The sequence below is a fragment of the Spirillospora sp. NPDC047418 genome (assembly GCF_040643275.1).
Lineage (GTDB): Bacteria > Actinomycetota > Actinomycetes > Streptosporangiales > Streptosporangiaceae > Spirillospora.
Genome location: NZ_JBEYTW010000146.1, coordinates 1 through 16,616, shown reverse-complemented (window position 1 = coordinate 16,616; position 16,616 = coordinate 1). Strand labels below are relative to the sequence as shown.

The 16,616-nt window shown below is 71.6% G+C and carries 11 protein-coding genes; 6 read left to right on the top strand and 5 right to left on the bottom strand.

The window, feature by feature from the left end:
* Positions 1–51 precede the first annotated feature (51 nt).
* On the bottom strand, positions 52–2,766 hold the full coding sequence (gene ppdK / locus ABZ806_RS43010) for a pyruvate, phosphate dikinase (protein WP_500225304.1): 2,715 nt from the start codon (positions 2,764–2,766) through the stop codon (positions 52–54).
* A gap of 317 nt (positions 2,767–3,083) precedes the next feature.
* Between ppdK and ABZ806_RS43005 the strand changes: the two genes are divergently transcribed.
* From ABZ806_RS43005 to ABZ806_RS42985, 5 genes are all read left to right on the top strand, one after another.
* Positions 3,084–4,970, top strand: a complete 1,887-nt coding sequence (locus tag ABZ806_RS43005; protein ID WP_500225300.1) for a glycoside hydrolase family 15 protein — start codon at positions 3,084–3,086, stop codon at positions 4,968–4,970.
* A 125-nt stretch (positions 4,971–5,095) separates the two neighbouring features.
* Positions 5,096–6,292, top strand: coding sequence for a DUF4190 domain-containing protein (locus tag ABZ806_RS43000; protein ID WP_500225296.1), 1,197 nt, complete (start codon positions 5,096–5,098; stop codon positions 6,290–6,292).
* Positions 6,289–7,395, top strand: coding sequence for a DUF4190 domain-containing protein (locus ABZ806_RS42995; RefSeq protein ID WP_500225292.1), 1,107 nt, complete (start codon positions 6,289–6,291; stop codon positions 7,393–7,395). The genes ABZ806_RS43000 and ABZ806_RS42995 overlap by 4 nt, the downstream gene beginning before the upstream one ends.
* A gap of 21 nt (positions 7,396–7,416) precedes the next feature.
* On the top strand, positions 7,417–8,514 hold the full coding sequence (locus tag ABZ806_RS42990; RefSeq protein WP_500225289.1) for a septum formation family protein: 1,098 nt from the start codon (positions 7,417–7,419) through the stop codon (positions 8,512–8,514).
* Between the two features lie 24 nt (positions 8,515–8,538).
* On the top strand, positions 8,539–9,609 hold the full coding sequence (locus tag ABZ806_RS42985; RefSeq protein WP_500225284.1) for a DUF4190 domain-containing protein: 1,071 nt from the start codon (positions 8,539–8,541) through the stop codon (positions 9,607–9,609).
* A 46-nt stretch (positions 9,610–9,655) separates the two neighbouring features.
* Here ABZ806_RS42985 and secD read toward each other — a convergent pair whose 3' ends face one another.
* The gene (gene secD / locus ABZ806_RS42980) at positions 9,656–11,926 is read right to left on the bottom strand and encodes a protein translocase subunit SecD (RefSeq protein WP_500225280.1); all 2,271 of its coding nucleotides are present in this window, start codon (positions 11,924–11,926) and stop codon (positions 9,656–9,658) included.
* A gap of 33 nt (positions 11,927–11,959) precedes the next feature.
* Positions 11,960–12,493, bottom strand: a complete 534-nt coding sequence (locus tag ABZ806_RS42975) for a hypothetical protein (protein WP_500225278.1) — start codon at positions 12,491–12,493, stop codon at positions 11,960–11,962.
* Positions 12,494–12,782: 289 nt separating this feature from the next.
* Between ABZ806_RS42975 and ABZ806_RS42970 the strand changes: the two genes are divergently transcribed.
* On the top strand, positions 12,783–13,457 hold the full coding sequence (locus ABZ806_RS42970; protein WP_500225275.1) for a hypothetical protein: 675 nt from the start codon (positions 12,783–12,785) through the stop codon (positions 13,455–13,457).
* A 119-nt stretch (positions 13,458–13,576) separates the two neighbouring features.
* On the opposite strand, the gene ABZ806_RS42965 is transcribed toward ABZ806_RS42970, so the two are convergent.
* Both ABZ806_RS42965 and ABZ806_RS42960 read right to left on the bottom strand, forming a co-directional pair.
* Positions 13,577–14,965, bottom strand: coding sequence for a glycine--tRNA ligase (locus ABZ806_RS42965; protein WP_500225273.1), 1,389 nt, complete (start codon positions 14,963–14,965; stop codon positions 13,577–13,579).
* Positions 14,966–15,135: 170 nt separating this feature from the next.
* Positions 15,136–16,440, bottom strand: a complete 1,305-nt coding sequence (locus tag ABZ806_RS42960; RefSeq protein ID WP_500225267.1) for a DUF1906 domain-containing protein — start codon at positions 16,438–16,440, stop codon at positions 15,136–15,138.
* Between the last annotated feature and the right edge of the window lie 176 nt (positions 16,441–16,616).

The window sequence follows — 16,616 nt, the reverse complement described above, 5'->3', positions numbered from 1 at the left end:
CCCCGCCCGCCCCCCCCCCGGGGGGCCCCCCCCCCCCCCCTGCCGGGAACGTCAGCGGCGGCCGCCGCCTCCCGGCGCGTCCGCCGCCGCTATCGCGGCGCGGCCGGCCTCCAGCCGGGCGACCGGGATGCGGAACGGCGAGCAGGACACGTAGTCCAGGCCGACCTCGTGGCAGAAGTGCACCGACTCGGGGTCGCCGCCGTGCTCGCCGCAGATGCCGAGCTTGATGCCGGGCCGCGCCCTGCGGCCCTCCTCGGCGGCGATGCGGACGAGCCGCCCGACGCCCTCCCGGTCCAGCGTCTCGAACGGCGACACCCCGAAGATCCCGAGTTCGAGGTAGCGGGAGAAGAACGCCGCCTCGACGTCGTCGCGGGAGAAGCCCCACGTCGTCTGGGTGAGGTCGTTGGTGCCGAAGGAGAAGAACTCGGCCGCCTCGGCGATCTGCCCGGCGGTCAGCGCCGCCCTGGGCAGCTCGATCATGGTGCCGATCAGCGCCGGGACGTCGACGCCGGTGCTCTCCCCGACCCCGTCCAGGATGCCGCGCGCCTCGTCGCGGACGGCCTCCAGCTCCTGCACGGCGCCGACGAGCGGGATCATGATCTCCGGGCGCGGGTCGCCGCCCGCCCGGCTGCGCGCCGCGGCGGCCTCGGCGATCGCGCGCACCTGCATGGCGAACAGGCCGGGAATCACCAAACCGAGCCGCACGCCGCGCAGTCCGAGCATAGGGTTCTGCTCGTGCAGCCGGTTGACCGCCTCGAGCAGCCTCCGGTCCTTGGCGTCGACGCCGTCGCCCGCCAGCGCGACCTTGACCGACAGCTCGGTGAGGTCGGGCAGGAACTCGTGCAGCGGCGGGTCGATGAGGCGGATCGTGACGGGCAGCCCGTCCATGGCCTCGAAGATGCCCTCGAAGTCGCTGCGCTGCAGCGGCTCCAGGGCGTCCAGCGCGGCCTGCCGCCGCTCGTCGTCCTCGGCGAGGACGAGCTCCTCGATGAGCTGCCGCCGGTCGCCGAGGAACATGTGCTCGGTGCGGCACAGCCCGATGCCGGCGGCGCCGAACCGGCGGGCGCGCGCGGAGTCCTCCGGGTTGTCGGAGTTCGCCCGGACCTTCAGCGCGGCGCGCGCGTCGGCGTGCCTCATGACGCGGTCGACGGCCGTGACGAGGTCGTCGCCCTCCCCCGGGGCCAGCTCGCCCTCGAAGTACCGGACGACGGGCGAGTCCTCGACGGGTACCTCGCCGAGGTAGACGTCGCCGGACGACCCGTCGATCGAGATGACGTCGCCCTCGCCCACGGTCACGCCGCCGGGGGCGGTGAAGTGCCCGTTCTTGACGTCGACGTCCAGTTCCTCGGCGCCGCAGACGCAGGTCTTGCCCATGCCGCGCGCGACGACGGCGGCGTGCGAGGTCTTGCCGCCGCGCGAGGTCAGCACGCCCTTCGCCGCGACCATGCCGGCGAGGTCGTCGGGGTTGGTCTCGCGGCGGACGAGGATGACGTCCTCGCCCCGCTCGTTCAGCTCCACCGCGCGGGCGGAGCTGAACACGGCCTTGCCGACGGCCGCGCCCGGCGAGGCGTTCATGCCCCGGGTGAGCTTGCGGACGCCGTCCACCCTGCTCGCGAAGCGGGGGAACATCAGCTGCGCGAGCTGGTCGCCGGTGACGCGGCGGGCGGCCTCGTCCACGTCGATGAGCCCCTGGTCGAGCAGCTGGCAGGCGATGCGGAACGCCGCGGCGGCGGTCCGCTTGCCCACCCGGGTCTGCAGCATCCACAGCTTCCCGCACTCGATCGTGAACTCGATGTCGCACATGTCGCGGTAGTGGTTCTCCAGCGTCTCCATGATCTCAAGGAGCCGGTCGTAGGACGCCTTGTCGATGCCCTCCAGGTCCTTCAGCGGCACCGTGTTGCGGATGCCGGCGACGACGTCCTCGCCCTGCGCGTTCTGCAGGTAGTCGCCGTAGATCCCCTGCTGGCCGGACGCGGGGTCGCGGGTGAACGCGACGCCGGTCCCGGAGTCCTGGCCCATGTTGCCGAACACCATCGAGCAGATGTTGACGGCGGTACCGAGGTCGACCGGGATGCGCTCCTGCCGCCGGTACAGGATCGCGCGGTCGGCGTTCCACGAGTCGAACACCGCGTTGACGGCGAGGTCCATCTGCTCGCGCGGGTCGGTCGGGAAGTCCCGGCCGGTCTGCTCCCGCACGATGCCCTTGAACCGGTCGACGAGCTCCTTGAAGTCGGCGGCGACGAGGTCGGCGTCGTGGTCGCTGCCGCGGGCGCGCTTGACCTCCTCGACGGCGTCCTCGAACAGGTCGCCGTCGATGCCGAGGACGGTCTTGCCGAACATCTGGATCAGCCGCCGGTAGGAGTCCCACGCGAACCGCTCGCGCTCGGCGTCCGTGCCCGCCACCTGCGCGGCGAGGCCGTGCACGGACTCGTCGTTCAGGCCGACGTTGAGGACGGTCTCCATCATTCCCGGCATGCTGAACTTGGCGCCGGACCGCACGCTCACCAGCAGCGGGTCGTCGCTCTGGCCCAGCTTCTTGCCCATCGCGGACTCGAGGTCGGCGAGATGCGCGTTCACCTCGTCGGCCAGCCCCTCGGGCAGGTTCCCGTGCTCGAGGTAGTGCCGGCAGGCCTCGGTGGTGATCGTGAACCCGGGGGGCACGGGCAGTCCGAGGTTGGTCATCTCGGCCAGGTTGGCGCCCTTGCCGCCCAGCAGATCCTTGAGGTCCTTGTTTCCCTCAGTGAAGTCGTACACGAACTTCGGCACGGGGAGCTCCTTCTCGCTCCGGTTCCACCCAGTGACAGTCCCGTCCCGCCCGCACCGAGGGCGCGCTGCATCGCGTTCCCCCAGGCAGAAGCGGGTCCGCTGCACTGTTTGCCGGGACTGTACCCGCGCCGCGCGCGGTTGCTCGGCGCCCGGTGCGCCGGAAGGAGTTTTCCCAGCTCAGACCGCAGATAATGGTCTATTCCACTGGGGAGACCGACGCCACACCGCGCCCCGACCCCGGCCGGGGACGCGGTCGCGCGCCCTTGGCGCGCCCACTGCCGGGAAGAGGGGATGATGGAGATCAAGGAGGTGGCGTTGTGAGGCCGAAGGTCGCCGGCGGCCGCGCGGGGGATCCGTTCGCCCCGATAGCCGATTTCGGGTTCCTGTCCGACTGCGAGACGACCGCGCTGGTCGCGCCGAGCGGCAACATCGAGTGGATGTGCCTGCCGAAGATGGACTCGCCGAGCGTGTTCGGGTCCATCCTGGACCGCGACGCGGGGTACTTCCGGGTCGGCCCGGCGGGCGTGGAGGTGCCCGCGGCGCAGCGCTACATCCCCGGCACCATGGTGATGGAGACCACCTGGTGGGTGCACGGGGGCTGGCTCGTCGTGACGGACGCGCTGCTGATGGGCCCGTGGCACCACGAGACGGAGCGGTCCCACACGCACCGCAGGGCGCCGACGGACTACGACGCCGACCACGTCCTGCTGCGGATGGTGCAGTGCGTGAACGGGCAGGTCCAGGTCCGGCTCGACTGCATGCCGGTGTTCGACTACGGCCAGACGCCGGCGCGCTGGGAGCACACCGGCGCCGGCTACCACGAGGCCGTCGCGCGCGGCAACGGCGTCGGGCTGCGGCTCAGCACCGACATGAACGTCGGGTTCGAGGGGTCGCTCGCCACGTCCCGGACGCTGCTGAAGCAGGGCGAGTCGCGGTTCGTGGCGCTGTCGTGGAGCGAGCACGCGGCGCCGTCGTCGTGGGAGGAGGCGCAGGAGCGGCTCCGCTGGACCGTCCACCACTGGCAGCACTGGCTCGACCGGGGCCGCTTCCCCGACCATCCGTGGCGCAGCCACCTGCAGCGCAGCGCGCTCACGCTGAAGGGCCTGACGTTCGCGCCGTCGGGCGCGGTCGCGGCGGCGGCGACGACGTCGCTGCCGGAGGCGCCGGGCGGCGACCGCAACTGGGACTACCGCTACACCTGGATACGCGACTCCACGATGGCGCTGTGGGCGTTCTACACGCTCGGCTACGACTGGGAGGCCAACGACTTCTTCTACTTCATCACCGACGTCGCCGAGGCGGCCGAGGGCAAACTGCAGATCATGTACGGGCTGGACGGGCGGGAGGAACTGCCCGAGTCGACGCTGGAGCACCTCACCGGCTACGACAACGCCCGTCCGGTGCGCATCGGCAACGAGGCGTACATGCAGGCGCAGCACGACGTGTGGGGCGCGATCATCGGCTCCATCTACCTGTTCGTGCGCAAGCGGGACCGGCTCGACGACCGGCTCTGGAAGATCATCATCAAGCAGGTGGAGGACGCGCTCGCCAACTGGCGCACCCCCGACTGCGGGATGTGGGAGGTGCGCGGCGAGCCGCAGCACTTCACCTCGTCCAAGATCTTCTGCTGGGTGGCGGCGGACCGCGGCGCCCGGCTCGCCCGCGTCCGCGGCGACCAGGACCGGGCGCGCCGCTGGCAGGCCGCCGCCGACGAGATCCACGCGGACGTGCTCGCGAATGCGCTGGACGAGCGGGGCGTGTTCACCGCCCACTACGGCGCGTCGGCGCTGGACGCCTCGGCGCTGCTGATCCCGCTGCTCGGCTTCCTGCCCGCCGACGACAAGCGGGTGCGCGAGACCGTCCTGGCCATCGCCGACGAGCTGTCGGAGGACGACCTCGTCCTGCGCTACCGGGCCACCGAGACCGACGACGGGTTCGAGTCCGACGAGGGCACGTTCACGATCTGCTCGTTCTGGCTGGTCAGCACGCTGGTGATGATCGGCGAGCTGGAGCGGGCGCGGGCGCTGTGCGAGAAGCTGCTGTCGTATGCGAGCCCGCTGCAGCTGTACGCCGAGGAGATCGACCCGCACACCGGCCGGCACCTCGGCAACTTCCCGCAGGCGTTCACCCACCTGGCGCTGATCAACGCGGTGATGCAGGTGATCAACGCGGAGAACGACGAGCCGCACTCGCCGCTCGCCTGATCCCCGGCGGGCACCCGCGCGGATGGCCGGGCCGGCCGGCCCGGCCATCCGGAGGCTTGATCACAAGTTGGCCGACATCTGCCGGAATTGACCCATTTGTCGGACGGTCCGGTTACCGTTCCGCCGTGACCCTGCCACCGCCCGCTGACGACCTCCCGAACGAGCCCGCATCCGCGTCCCCCTGGGCCCCGCCCGACGCCCCCGCGCCCGGCACTCCCGCGCCCGGTGCTCCCCCGGCCGACGCTCCCCCTCCCGGCGCGGTCGACCCGGCCGTGCCCGCTGCCGCACCGTACCCGGGCCCGCCTCCGCCGCCGTCCATGGCGGCAGCGCCCTACGAGCCCGTCCAGCAGCCGACGAACCAGTTCGCGTTATTCGCCCTGGTGACCGGTCTGGTCGGGCTGGTCCCCCTCGCGATCGGCTTCGCCGTCACCGCCCTGGTCCAGGCGGGGCGCCGGGGCGAGAAGGGCCACGGCCTCGCCATCGGCGGCCTGGCCATGTCCGTCATCTGGGTGCTCGCCGGCGTGGTCGCACTCGCCGTGACCTCGGCCCTCCCGGCGGACGAGGACCGCGCCGGCGAGCGCCGCGGCGGCGTCACGCCCATCACCGGCCTCGACATCGGCGACTGCTTCACCGCCTTCGCCGACGACGGCTCCGGCGGCTACCAGGCGAAGGAACTGCCCTGCGCGCAGCCGCACAAGGGAGAGGTCGTCGCACGCGCCGAAGCGCCCTCGAGCGTCCTGCTGTCGCGCGACTCGATGACCCGGTGGGCCGAGAGCCTGTGCCAGAAGAAGACCCAGTACCTGATGCGCAGCCGGTACCGCCAAGACCTCGCGCCCTACTACGACTGGTCCGGCGGCGAACCCTTCGACGACGAGGACCCGGCGGTGACGTGCGTCGTCCGGTACAAGGGCACAGCACCTCTCACCACGCCGCTCGCGGCCACCGTGGACACGAACCTGAAGACCTACAACCAGCTGAACACCGGCGAATGCATCGATGAGTGGGAGGAGACCGACCCGGTCACGGCCACCATCTCCTGCAGCAAGCCGCACCGGTACCAGGTGTACGCCGTCTTCACGCTCGAGACGGACGACGGCTCCATGGACTACGGCGGCTACCCGGGCGACGAGGCCATCGACAAGAAGGCCGGACCCGGCTGCGACAAACGCGCGGACAAGATCTTCCGGAACCGTTCGATCGCGGACGACCTCGAGATCATGTACGTGATGCCGTCCGAGGCCGAGTGGATGGAGTTCATCCACGAAGTCGTCTGCCTGGTGCACTCGCCGCACGGAAAACTGAAGAAGTCCGTCCTCCCGTGACCGACGCACCCTCCTGGGCGCCGCCGGACCCGTCCCCGGCTGCCCCGGCCTCACCCGAACCGGCCCCGTCAGGAGCGCCCGCGGACGCGCCGCCCCCTGCGTCCGCCCCCGTCCCGCGCCGGACGAACCGGCTCGCGATCGCCGCGGCCGTCACCGGCGCGGTCGGCCTGGTCCCGATCGCGCTCGGCCTCGGCATCGCCGCCCTCGTCCGGCTGCGGGGCGGGAACGAGAAGGGCAGGGGCTACGCCGTCTCCGGACTCGCCGGAGCGGGGATCTGGACGATCGCCGCCGTGGTGATCGCCGCCATGGCCGTGAACTCGATGGTCGGGGTGAACCGCGACGAGTCGGGCCGCGTCCGCAAGTCCGGAATGCTGCTGGTCTCGGCGCTGCGTCCGGGGGACTGCTTCGCCGGGCCGCTCCCCGGAAACCGCCACGCCATCGTCTCGGTGACGCCCTGCACCCGCCCGCACGACAGCGAGGTCACCGGCGCGGGTCCGCTTCCCGAGGAACCGTATCCGGGTGACGAGGCGCTCAACGCCGAGTCGGCCCGGTGGTGCGCCACGCGGAACTTCTACCTGGGCAACAGTCCGCACATGCCGGACCTGCGCTACTACCGCCTGGTGCCCGACAAGGCGGGCTGGAAGAGCGGCAACCGCACGGTGATCTGCAGCGTCCTGCACACCGGCTCGGACAGGCTCACCTCAACGCTCGCGGAGACCATCGACCCGAACCTGAAGTACTACTACGAGCTGAAGCCCCGCGACTGCCTCGCCGACATCGCCGCGCAGAGCCTCGCCACGACCACCGTCCCATGCACCGATCCCCACCGGAACCAGGTGTACGCCACCTACCAGCTGCCTCTGGAATCCGGCCGCGCCCCCAGCGACTACCCGCCCTATCCGGGAACGGGCGTCGTCAGGGCGAACGCGAGCCGCTTCTGCACGACGCGGGCACGGAAGCTCTTCGGTGGACATCCGCCGCCGGTCCCGGTCCGCAGGCAGGTCGCCGGCCCGACCCAGGAGTACTGGGAGATCGGCATCCGCACGGTCGTCTGCCTGGCCAGAACCACGAAACCCCTGAAGCGCTCACTGCTCCCGAAGTGAGCCCCGCCTTCCCGGAGCGCCATGACGACCCCACCCTCCCCTGACGACGACGGCCCGGACGCTGCCGTCCCCGCCTGGGCACCGCCGGACGCGTCCCCGCCCGCTGAGCCCTCTCCCGTGGCCGAGCCGCCCGGAGCAGAGCCGCCCACGGTCGTCCGGCGGCCGACGAACCGGTTCGCCGTCGCCGCGCTCGCCACAGGGCTGCTCGGGATGGTCCCGTTCGCCGTCGGATTCGCCGCCGCCGCGCTCGTCCGAGCCCGACGCGGGAACGAGCAGGGCACGAGCCTCGCCTTCGCCGGCCTCGCCGCGTCCGCGGCCTGGGTCGCCGCCGTGGTGGCCGTCGTCGTCCTGGCGGGCGGCTCGGCGTCTCCGGCCGGGCATGGTCAGGTCCGGGCCTCGGCGCTGCGCGCGGGTGACTGCTTCAGCGGCGCCGCGATCAAGGGCACCGACCTTGTGACGGCACTGCCCTGCACCCGGCGGCACGAGAACGAGGTCATCGCCCGATCCGCGCTGCCCGAAGAGCCGTACCCGGGGCTCGGCAAGGTCTACATCAAGGCCCGCGAACTGTGCGCGAACCGGGGCCTGTACCTCCAGAAGAGCCGGTACCACGACAACCTCGAACCGCACCTGCTCGGGCCGGACCGGGAGAGCTGGTGGAGAGGGGACCGCGAAGTGACCTGCGTCGTCCACTACACCGGGACCACCGGCAAGCTCACCACTCCGCTCGCGCAGACCATCGACCCGAGGCTGAAGCTCTACAACGAACTGGCGATGGGCGACTGCGCGGAGGACTTCAGCGAAGACGAAGCCGTCACCGCCACCGTTCCGTGCACCGAACCGCATCGCAGCCAGGTATTCGCCACCCACTGGATCTCCCTGGACGGGGAATACGCTCCCGGCGACTTTCCGCCCTATCCCGGTGTGGACCACATCAAGAAGAAGGCGATCCGTTTCTGCGCTCGCGAAGCGCGCACGCTGTTCGGCGAGCATCCGCCGCCGGTCGATATTCGGCAGCAGTACGCCGCCCCGGACGAGCAGGACTGGGACGGCGGCAACCAGGCGATCGTCTGCCTGGCCAGCACCAAGAAACCACTGAAGCGCTCACTCCTCGCGAAGTGAGTTCCGCGCACCCCCGGAGCCCCCTTGACGACCCCACCAGTCCCCGGCGACGGCCCGGACGATTCCGCCTCCGCCTGGGCACCACCTGACGCGTCCCCGCTCCCAGAGCCGTCCCCCAGGATCGAGATCGAGCCGCCCACGGCCGTCCGGCGGCCGACGAACCGGTTCGCCGTCGCCGCGCTCGTCACCGGCCTCGTCGGCATGGTCCTGTTCGCGGTCGGCTTCGCCGTCGCCGCCTTCGTGCAGACCGGCCGCCGGGGCGAGAAGGGCAGGGGCCTCGCCATCGGCGGCCTCGCCGCCTCCCTGGCATGGGTCACCGCGATCGCCCTCCTCGTGACCGTCGGACCGCTGTCTCCCGCCGGCTCCGACTCGGCAGGCCGCGCGGACGGCCGGGTCGCGGTCACCGCGATGCGGCCGGGCGACTGCTTCAGCGAGTTCGTGGAGACCCCCGACGGCATGTTCGTGAAGCCGCTGCCGTGCACCACGCCCCACCAGGGCGAGTTCAGCGCCGCGACGGAGCTCTCGGACATCCCGTACCCGGGCAGGCGCGAGGCGAGCGACCGGGCGTGGACGGCATGCCGCGAGCGGACCGAGTTCCTGGAGCGCAGCCGCTACGGCAAGGACCTCGAACTGCGCGTCGCACCGCCGGACGAGGACGCCTGGAAGGACGGGGACCGCACCGCCAGGTGCCTGATGCGCTACACCGGGTCCGGCCTGCTCCCGTCCGCCCTCGACCAGACGATCGAGACGAAGGCGCAGGACACCTCCCAGCTTTCGCCAGGAGACTGCATCAAGAAATGGGACGACTACGGCAACCAGCCCCTCATCGCCTGCACCAAGGAGCATGAGTACGAAGTGCTCGGCTTCTACACGCTGCGCGGCGGCGAGTACCCGGGAGACGAGAAGCTGGAGAAGAAGGCGTTCGACGGCTGTGATGAACTCGCGCGCAAAGCCTGGGGTGAGGATCGCCCGCCCGGCATCGACATCGCCTTCGCGGGACCGGACAGGAGCCGCTGGGAGCACGACATGCGGCTCGTCATCTGCCTGGTCACCGGCTTGGACGGGCCGCTGAAGCGCTCCGTGGTCCCGCACTGAGCGGGTGCCGCCGGCGCCGGGTGGGCGCCGGCGGCACGCGGGGCGGCTAGACGACCGCGCCGGAGCTGCCCGCGGTGCGGCGGACGGGCTTCTGCTGGCCCTTGCCCTGCGGCGGCGGGGCCTTCGCGAAGCGCTCCAGGACGACCGCGATCGGCGTCGCGGTGAAGACGCTGGAGTACGTCCCGACGACGATGCCGATCAGCAGGGCGATCGCGAAGTCGGTCAGCGAGTCGCCGCCGAGGATCGCGAGGGCCGCCAGGATGAACAGCGCGCCCATACCGGTGTTGATCGTCCGCGGGACGGTCTGCAGCGTGCCCCGGTTCGCGATGTCGGCGAACCGTCCCTTCGGGTTCGCGCCCCACAGTTCCCGGATCCGGTCGAACACGACGACGGAGTCGTTCACCGAGTATCCGATGACGGTGAGCAGCGCGGCGAGGAAGACCCCGTCGATCGGTTTGCCGAGCCAGGCGAAGACGCCGGTCACGATCGTGATGTCGTGGAACATCGCGAGCACGGAGCCGGCCGCGAACGTCCAGCGGAATCTGATCGTCAGGTAGGCCAGCTGGGCGAGCAGGGCGATGCCGAGGGCGATCAGCGCCTTCTGGCGCAGTTCGTCGCCGAGGCTCGGCCCGATCAGCTCGTCGCGCTGCTTGGTCGCGCCGCCGCCCTCCTTGGCGAGGGCCTCCTGGATCCGCTTCTCCTCGGTGTTGCTCAGGTCGGACGTGCGGACGGAGATGTCGTCCTGGCCGGACGTCTGGACGACCGCGCGCGGGAATCCGGCGTCGGCGACGGCCTCGCGGGCCGTGTTGATGTCGACGTGCCGGCTGGTGGAGTACTCGACGAGGCGGCCGCCGGTGAACTCCACGCCGAAGTTCAGCCCGCGGGTGAAGATCCCGGTCATGGCGAGGGCGGTCGCGACCAGGGAGATCCCGATCCACATCCGGCTGCGCTTCATGATGTCGGGGCCGCTGTTCTCCAGCCAGTTGCGGATCCGGCCGGGGCCGGCCAGCCCGCCTGCCCTGCCCTTGGTGATCTTGGGCATCCGGGCGGCGGCGGCGTCGGTGAGCACGCGGCTGATCAGCATCGCCGAGATGAGGGAGGCGAGCACACCGATGGTCAGCGTGACACCGAAGCCCTTGACCGGCCCAGAGGCGAGCCAGAACAGCAGGCCGCCGGCCAGCAGGGTGGTGACGGCGGAGTCGGCGATCGCCGACCAGGCCTTGTTGAAGCCGATCGCGAGCGCGTTGCGGGCACTGCGGTTCGGTGCCGCCGCCCGTTCCTCTCTCGCCCGTTCGAAGGCCAGCACGTTGGCGTCGATCGCCATGCCGATGGCCAGGACGAACCCGGCGAGGCCGGGCAGGGTGAGCGTCGCCCCGATCGCGACGAGGGCGGCGTAGGAGATCAGCGCGTAGCAGGCGAGCGCGACCGTGGCGAGGAAGCCGACGATGCGGTAGACGGCCACGATGAACAGGCCGGTGAGGATGATGCCGATGACGGCGGCGCGGGCGCTGGCGTCGATGGCCTCGTCGCCGAGGGTCGGGCCGACCACCCGCTGCTCGATGATCTTCACGGGGACGGGCAGCGAGCCGCCCTGGATGAGGGCGGCGAGGTCCTTGGCCTCGTCGGCGGTGAAGTCGCCGGTGATCTGGGTGGAGCCGCCGGTGATGCCGACGCCGCAGGGCACGCTCTGCGTCACCTGCGGGGAGGAGATGACCTTGCCGTCCAGGACGATCGCGACGCGCCGCTCGTCGCCGACGGCGCAGGCGGCCTTGGCGGTCAGCTTCTCCCAGGTCTTGCCGCCGCTGCCCTTGAAGTCGACGTTGACGGCCCAGCCGCCGAGGTTCTGCGCGTCGTAGGAGGCGCTCGCCTCGCCGATGCCCTCGCCGGTGAGCGCGGCGGGGCCGATGAGGATCGGCTGCCCGCTCTCGTCCGGGATCAGCTGCTGCCCCTTCTCGGCCTTGCCGGTGTTGGGCAGCACGGGGTGCGCGGTGAGCTGCGCGGTCTTGCCGACCGCCTCGGTGGCGCGGGTCGGGTCCTGGACGTCGGGCAGCTCGACGATCAGCCGCTTCTCGCCGGACCGGGTGATGGACGACTCGGCGACGCCGAGCGCGTCGATGCGCCGGTGCAGGACCTCGCGGGCCCGGTCGGTGGACTCGCGGTTCGCCTTGACGGTCGGCGAGTCCTGGGTCTCGAGGACGATCTGGGTGCCGCCGCGGAGGTCGAGGCCGAGGCGGGCTGGTTTGGCCCAGGCGAAGTAGAACGATGTGGCGAGCACGGCGAACGCCAGTACCGCCCGCACCACGTTGGCGCGAGACAAGAGGGAACCTCCACGGGGATCCGGCGCCGCGCCTCAGCGCGCGGCACCGCGGACAGGGGTGACTCGGGTCCGTGCGGTGGAGGGGGGTGCGCGCCCGCGGGGGACGGCGGGCGGCGCGAGGTCGGGGGAGGCCGGCGCGGCGGCCGGCGGGCGGACGCGCCACGCCGGCGGCGGGGCGTCGGTGCCGGACGCCGGGAGCACGGCGTGCACCGGGTGCATGGTCGGCGCGGCGGTCCCGGCGGCGTGCCGCGCGACGGCGTCGATGACCGCCGGGGTGCGCGGGGACATCTGGGCGCGCGGGACGGCCCGGGCGTGCGGGGACGTCCCGGTGCGCGGGGCCGTCCGGGTCTTGGCGGCCGAGCGGACGCGGGTGGGAGCCTTCGCCACGGGCACCGTCCGGACGCCGGTGACCGCCCCGGTGGCGGACGTCCCGGCGTGGGCCGCGGCGCCGACCGGGCCGACGACGAAGCCGAGCAGGCCCAGCAGGACGAGGAGCAGCCGGGCGGCGGGCGGACCCGCCAGGACGCGGAGCGCGGCGGGCAGGACGGCAGGCCGCGAGTCGCGCATTCCACCCTCCTCGGTCGCCGTCCGCCGGTGCGTCCAGGCCAACCTAGCCCAGGTTCTCCGGGCCGGAGACGCCCTTCGGCCCTGGCCTGCCAAAACACGGGAGCAAATCCCCGTCAAGGTGACCCGTCGTCACATTGCCGTTACCCAGGCGTCCCGTGCGGCCCCACCAGCAGACACCGGCCGGTGTCCCGATCCGGCCAGGCCGCAATCGGCCGCTGGCCATTGCCGGACAGCCCAACGCGAATTACTTTCGCGTATGCCCACCCCGAACCGGACAGAGGAGTTTCCGGTGGCACGTATCAGACAGACCGCGATCATTGGGACCGCCGCAGTGGCCGTCCTCGCCGCGGGAATCGCCCCCGCGTACGCCGCGGGCACGACCATCCGCCAGGGCTCGGCCACGGCCGGCGCCTACTCCGGCAACGTCCAGGCCTCACTGCTCGGCACCGCGACGGTCTCCACGTCGCTGGGCAGCGGGTCCTGCACCGAGTCGACGATGACCGGCACCATCAACTCCGACGGAAGCGGCCTCGCCATCAGCGGCGCCACGTTCAGCGGCGACAACGGCGGCGCCTGCGGCGGAAGCACCAGCGCCACGATCGAGACGCAGAACCTGCCCTGGACGGGCGGCGACGTCACCTACGACTCCGGTCACGCCAACGGGCGCGACGCCTCCGTCACGATCAGGAACTTCAGCGTCAAGGCCACCGTGAACATCCTCGGCGGCATCACCTGCGAGTTCGGCGGCAACCTCACCGCCAGCGGCTACAACGGCGACAACGCCTCCCGTCCCGACACCGGCAGCAGCGACGCCCAGGTCGGCGTCCAGAACGCCCAGGTCAGCAAGACCGGCGGCAGCTTCTTCTGCCCGGGCACCGCGACCGTCAGCGCCACCTACGCGCTGCGCGGCGAGACCAGCGCCGGATCCGGCACCTTCGACCAGGCCCTCTACGTCACGGGCTGATCGGAAGAACGCTCCCAGCCAGTTCGCTCCCACCAAGGACACGCTCCCACGACGTGCTCCGACGAGAAGCGGGCCGCCCCCAGCGCGCGGGGGCGGCCCGTAGCGGTTCGCGGACCGGGTCAGCAGCCGACGAGCTGCGCGGCGAGGAACGCCTCGACCTGGCCGATCGCGATGCGCTCCTGGCTCATCGAGTCGCGCTCCCGGACGGTCACCGCGTCGTCCTCCAGGGTGTCGAAGTCGACGGTGACGCAGAACGGGGTGCCGATCTCGTCCTGGCGGCGGTAGCGGCGGCCGATGGCGCCGGCGTCGTCGAAGTCGACGTTCCAGTTGCGGCGCAGCCGCGCGGCGAGGTCGCGGGCCTTCGGGGACAGGTCGGCGTTGCGCGACAGCGGCAGCACCGCGACCTTGACCGGGGCGAGCCGCCGGTCGAGCCGCATGACGGTGCGCTTCTCCAGCTTGCCCTTGGCGTTGGGCGCCTCGTCCTCGGCGTAGGCGTCCATCATGAACGTGAGCGTGCAGCGGTCGACACCGGCCGCGGGCTCGATCACGAACGGCGTGAACCGGTCGCCGGACTCCTGGTCGAAGAACGACAGGTCGGCGCCGGACGCCTTGGAGTGCGTCGTCAGGTCGTAGTCGGTGCGGTTGGCGATGCCCTCCAGCTCGCCCCACTCGCTGCCGACGAAGTCGAACTTGTACTCCACGTCCACGGTGCGCTTGGAGTAGTGCGACAGCTTCTCCTGCGGGTGCTCGTAGAGCCGCAGGTTCTCCTTGCGGATGCCGAGGTCGACGTACCACTGCATGCGCTCGTCGATCCAGTACTGGTGCCATTCCTCGTCGCTGCCGGGCTTGACGAAGAACTCCATCTCCATCTGCTCGAACTCGCGGGTCCGGAAGATGAAGTTGCCGGGCGTGATCTCGTTGCGGAACGACTTGCCGATCTGCCCGATGCCGAACGGCACCTTGCGGCGCGCGGACTGCTGGACGTTCAGGTAGTTGATGAAGATGCCCTGCGCGGTCTCGGGCCGCAGGTAGGCCAGGCCGGACTCGTCCTCGACGGGGCCGAGGTAGGTCTTGAGCAGGCCGTTGAACATCTTCGGCTCGGTGAAGGAGCCCTTGACCCCGCAGTTGGGGCAGGAGATGTCGGCGAGGCCGTTCGCGGGCGGGCGGCCGTGCTTCTCCTCATAGGACTCCTCCAGGTGGTCGGCCCGGAAGCGCTTGTGGCAGGACTGGCACTCGGTGAGCGGGTCGACGAACGCCTGGACGTGGCCGCTGGCCTCCCACACCTCGCGCGCCAGGATGACGCACGAGTCGAGGCCGACGATGTCGTCGCGGCCCTGCACCATGGACTTCCACCACTGGCGCTTGACGTTGTTCTTCAGCTCGACGCCGAGCGGCCCGTAGTCCCAGGACGCGCGGAGCCCGCCGTAGATCTCGCTCGACGGGTAGACCAGGCCCCGCCGCTTGGCGAGGTTGACGATCGTGTCGAGCACATCGGAACGTCGTGCCATCTATCTTCTCCATCCGGCTGGCGGTCGGCGGGACAGTGAGTGCGCCCCGGTCCCGCGCGGAACGCGGCGGGCGGCGGCGAGTGTGATCCCCGGTGACGAGCTCCGGCGCGGTCGTCGCCGGCGCCGGAGAGCATTCCCCAGCTTAGGGCACCCGGGCCGTGCAACAGGCGCTAGTAGACGAGCCCGTCCACGGTGTTGCTGTCGACGTTGAGGGTGACGCCGCCGTGCTTCTCCTTGTGGCCGCCGCGGTACTGCTTGATGCGGCGGTGCGGGGACCACCAGCGGTCCGGCAGGTACCGGTCGTTGTAGACCGAGGCGCGGCCGTTCCAGTTGGCGAACCAGACGCCGGCGGGCTTGCTGATCCCGGTGGCCCAGCCGACGTCCCGGATGCCGGACTTGGCGCTGCTGTACAGGCACGGGACGTAGCCCTCGTCCGCCAGCCGCTCCACCCACCTGTCGACGAACCGCAGGACGGCGGCCTTGCACGCCTTCTTCTTGCTGTTGTACGCCTCCATGTCGAAGTAGATCGGCGCCCCTTCCGGGATGCCGAGCGCCCTGGCCCTGCGCGCGGCGTCCACGGCGGCCTTCGCGCCCTGCTCGGCGGCGTTCTTGCGGGTGAAGCGCTGCGGGCGGGTCCCGCACGGCGCCTGCAGGCCGACGTAGGTGGGGGTGATGCGGTACCCCATCTCGCGGACCTGCCCCACCCACGACGCGGTGAGGTTCGGCTGCGCGCAGCCGCGTGCCGCGCCGCCGATGTAGATGTTGGTGACCTTGAAGGACGGCCGCCACGCCCTCATGGTGGCGAGCGACGGCGCCGTGCAGGTGTCGAACCCCTTGCCGCGTACCCAGGGGCGGTCCACGCCGGTGCCCGGCACCGCTCCCCTGCCGGGCACCGCTCCCCTGCGGGGGGCCGCCCGCCGGACGTCGGGGCCGGGCGGCGGAGCGGGTTCGCGGGGAGCCGCCTTCCACGTCGCCGACAGCCGGGAGCCGCGCAGCATCCGCTGGAGCCGTCCCGGGTCCGTCCCGTACACGCCGGTGATCGTGACGCCGGCCTCGGGGAGGGTGAGCCGGGTCTCGTGCCCGGCGTTCGGCGCGATCTCGAGGGTGGCGAGCCGGCCGGCGTGCACGACGGTGCGCGCGGCGCGGCCGTCCTCGGCGGGCTCGATGTGCAGGGCCTCGGTGCGGCCGACGACGCGGGCCGGGCAGTCCGGCTGCGGACCGGGCCGCCCGAGGTAGACGGCGTGCCGGTCGTAGCGGACGCACCGGGTGGGGTCGGCGTCCAGCCGGTGGACCCGCCAGCCCGCCGGTACCGGGAGGCGCAGCCCCCGGTACTCGACGATCCGCGGCCCGCTCACCCCCGTGGCCGCAGCGGCGGCGCGGGGCGCGGGCCGCGCCGGGCCGGACCCGATGACGACGAGGACGGGGGCGGCGGCCGCCGCCCCGGAAAGCACGCTGAGCAGGACGGCCTGGCGCATCGATTCTCCCCCGAGGACCACGGCGTGATCATGTAGAGCAGAAATGACCATGCAGCGCCCCCCCGAAACCGCCCAGAACGCTTCTTGCCCCCCACTTACCCTCTTCGTTGACCTGCGGCGTGTTTTTTTTTTTTTAGCCTCATAAAAAAAAAACGCCGCAGAAAAACAGTGGGGGC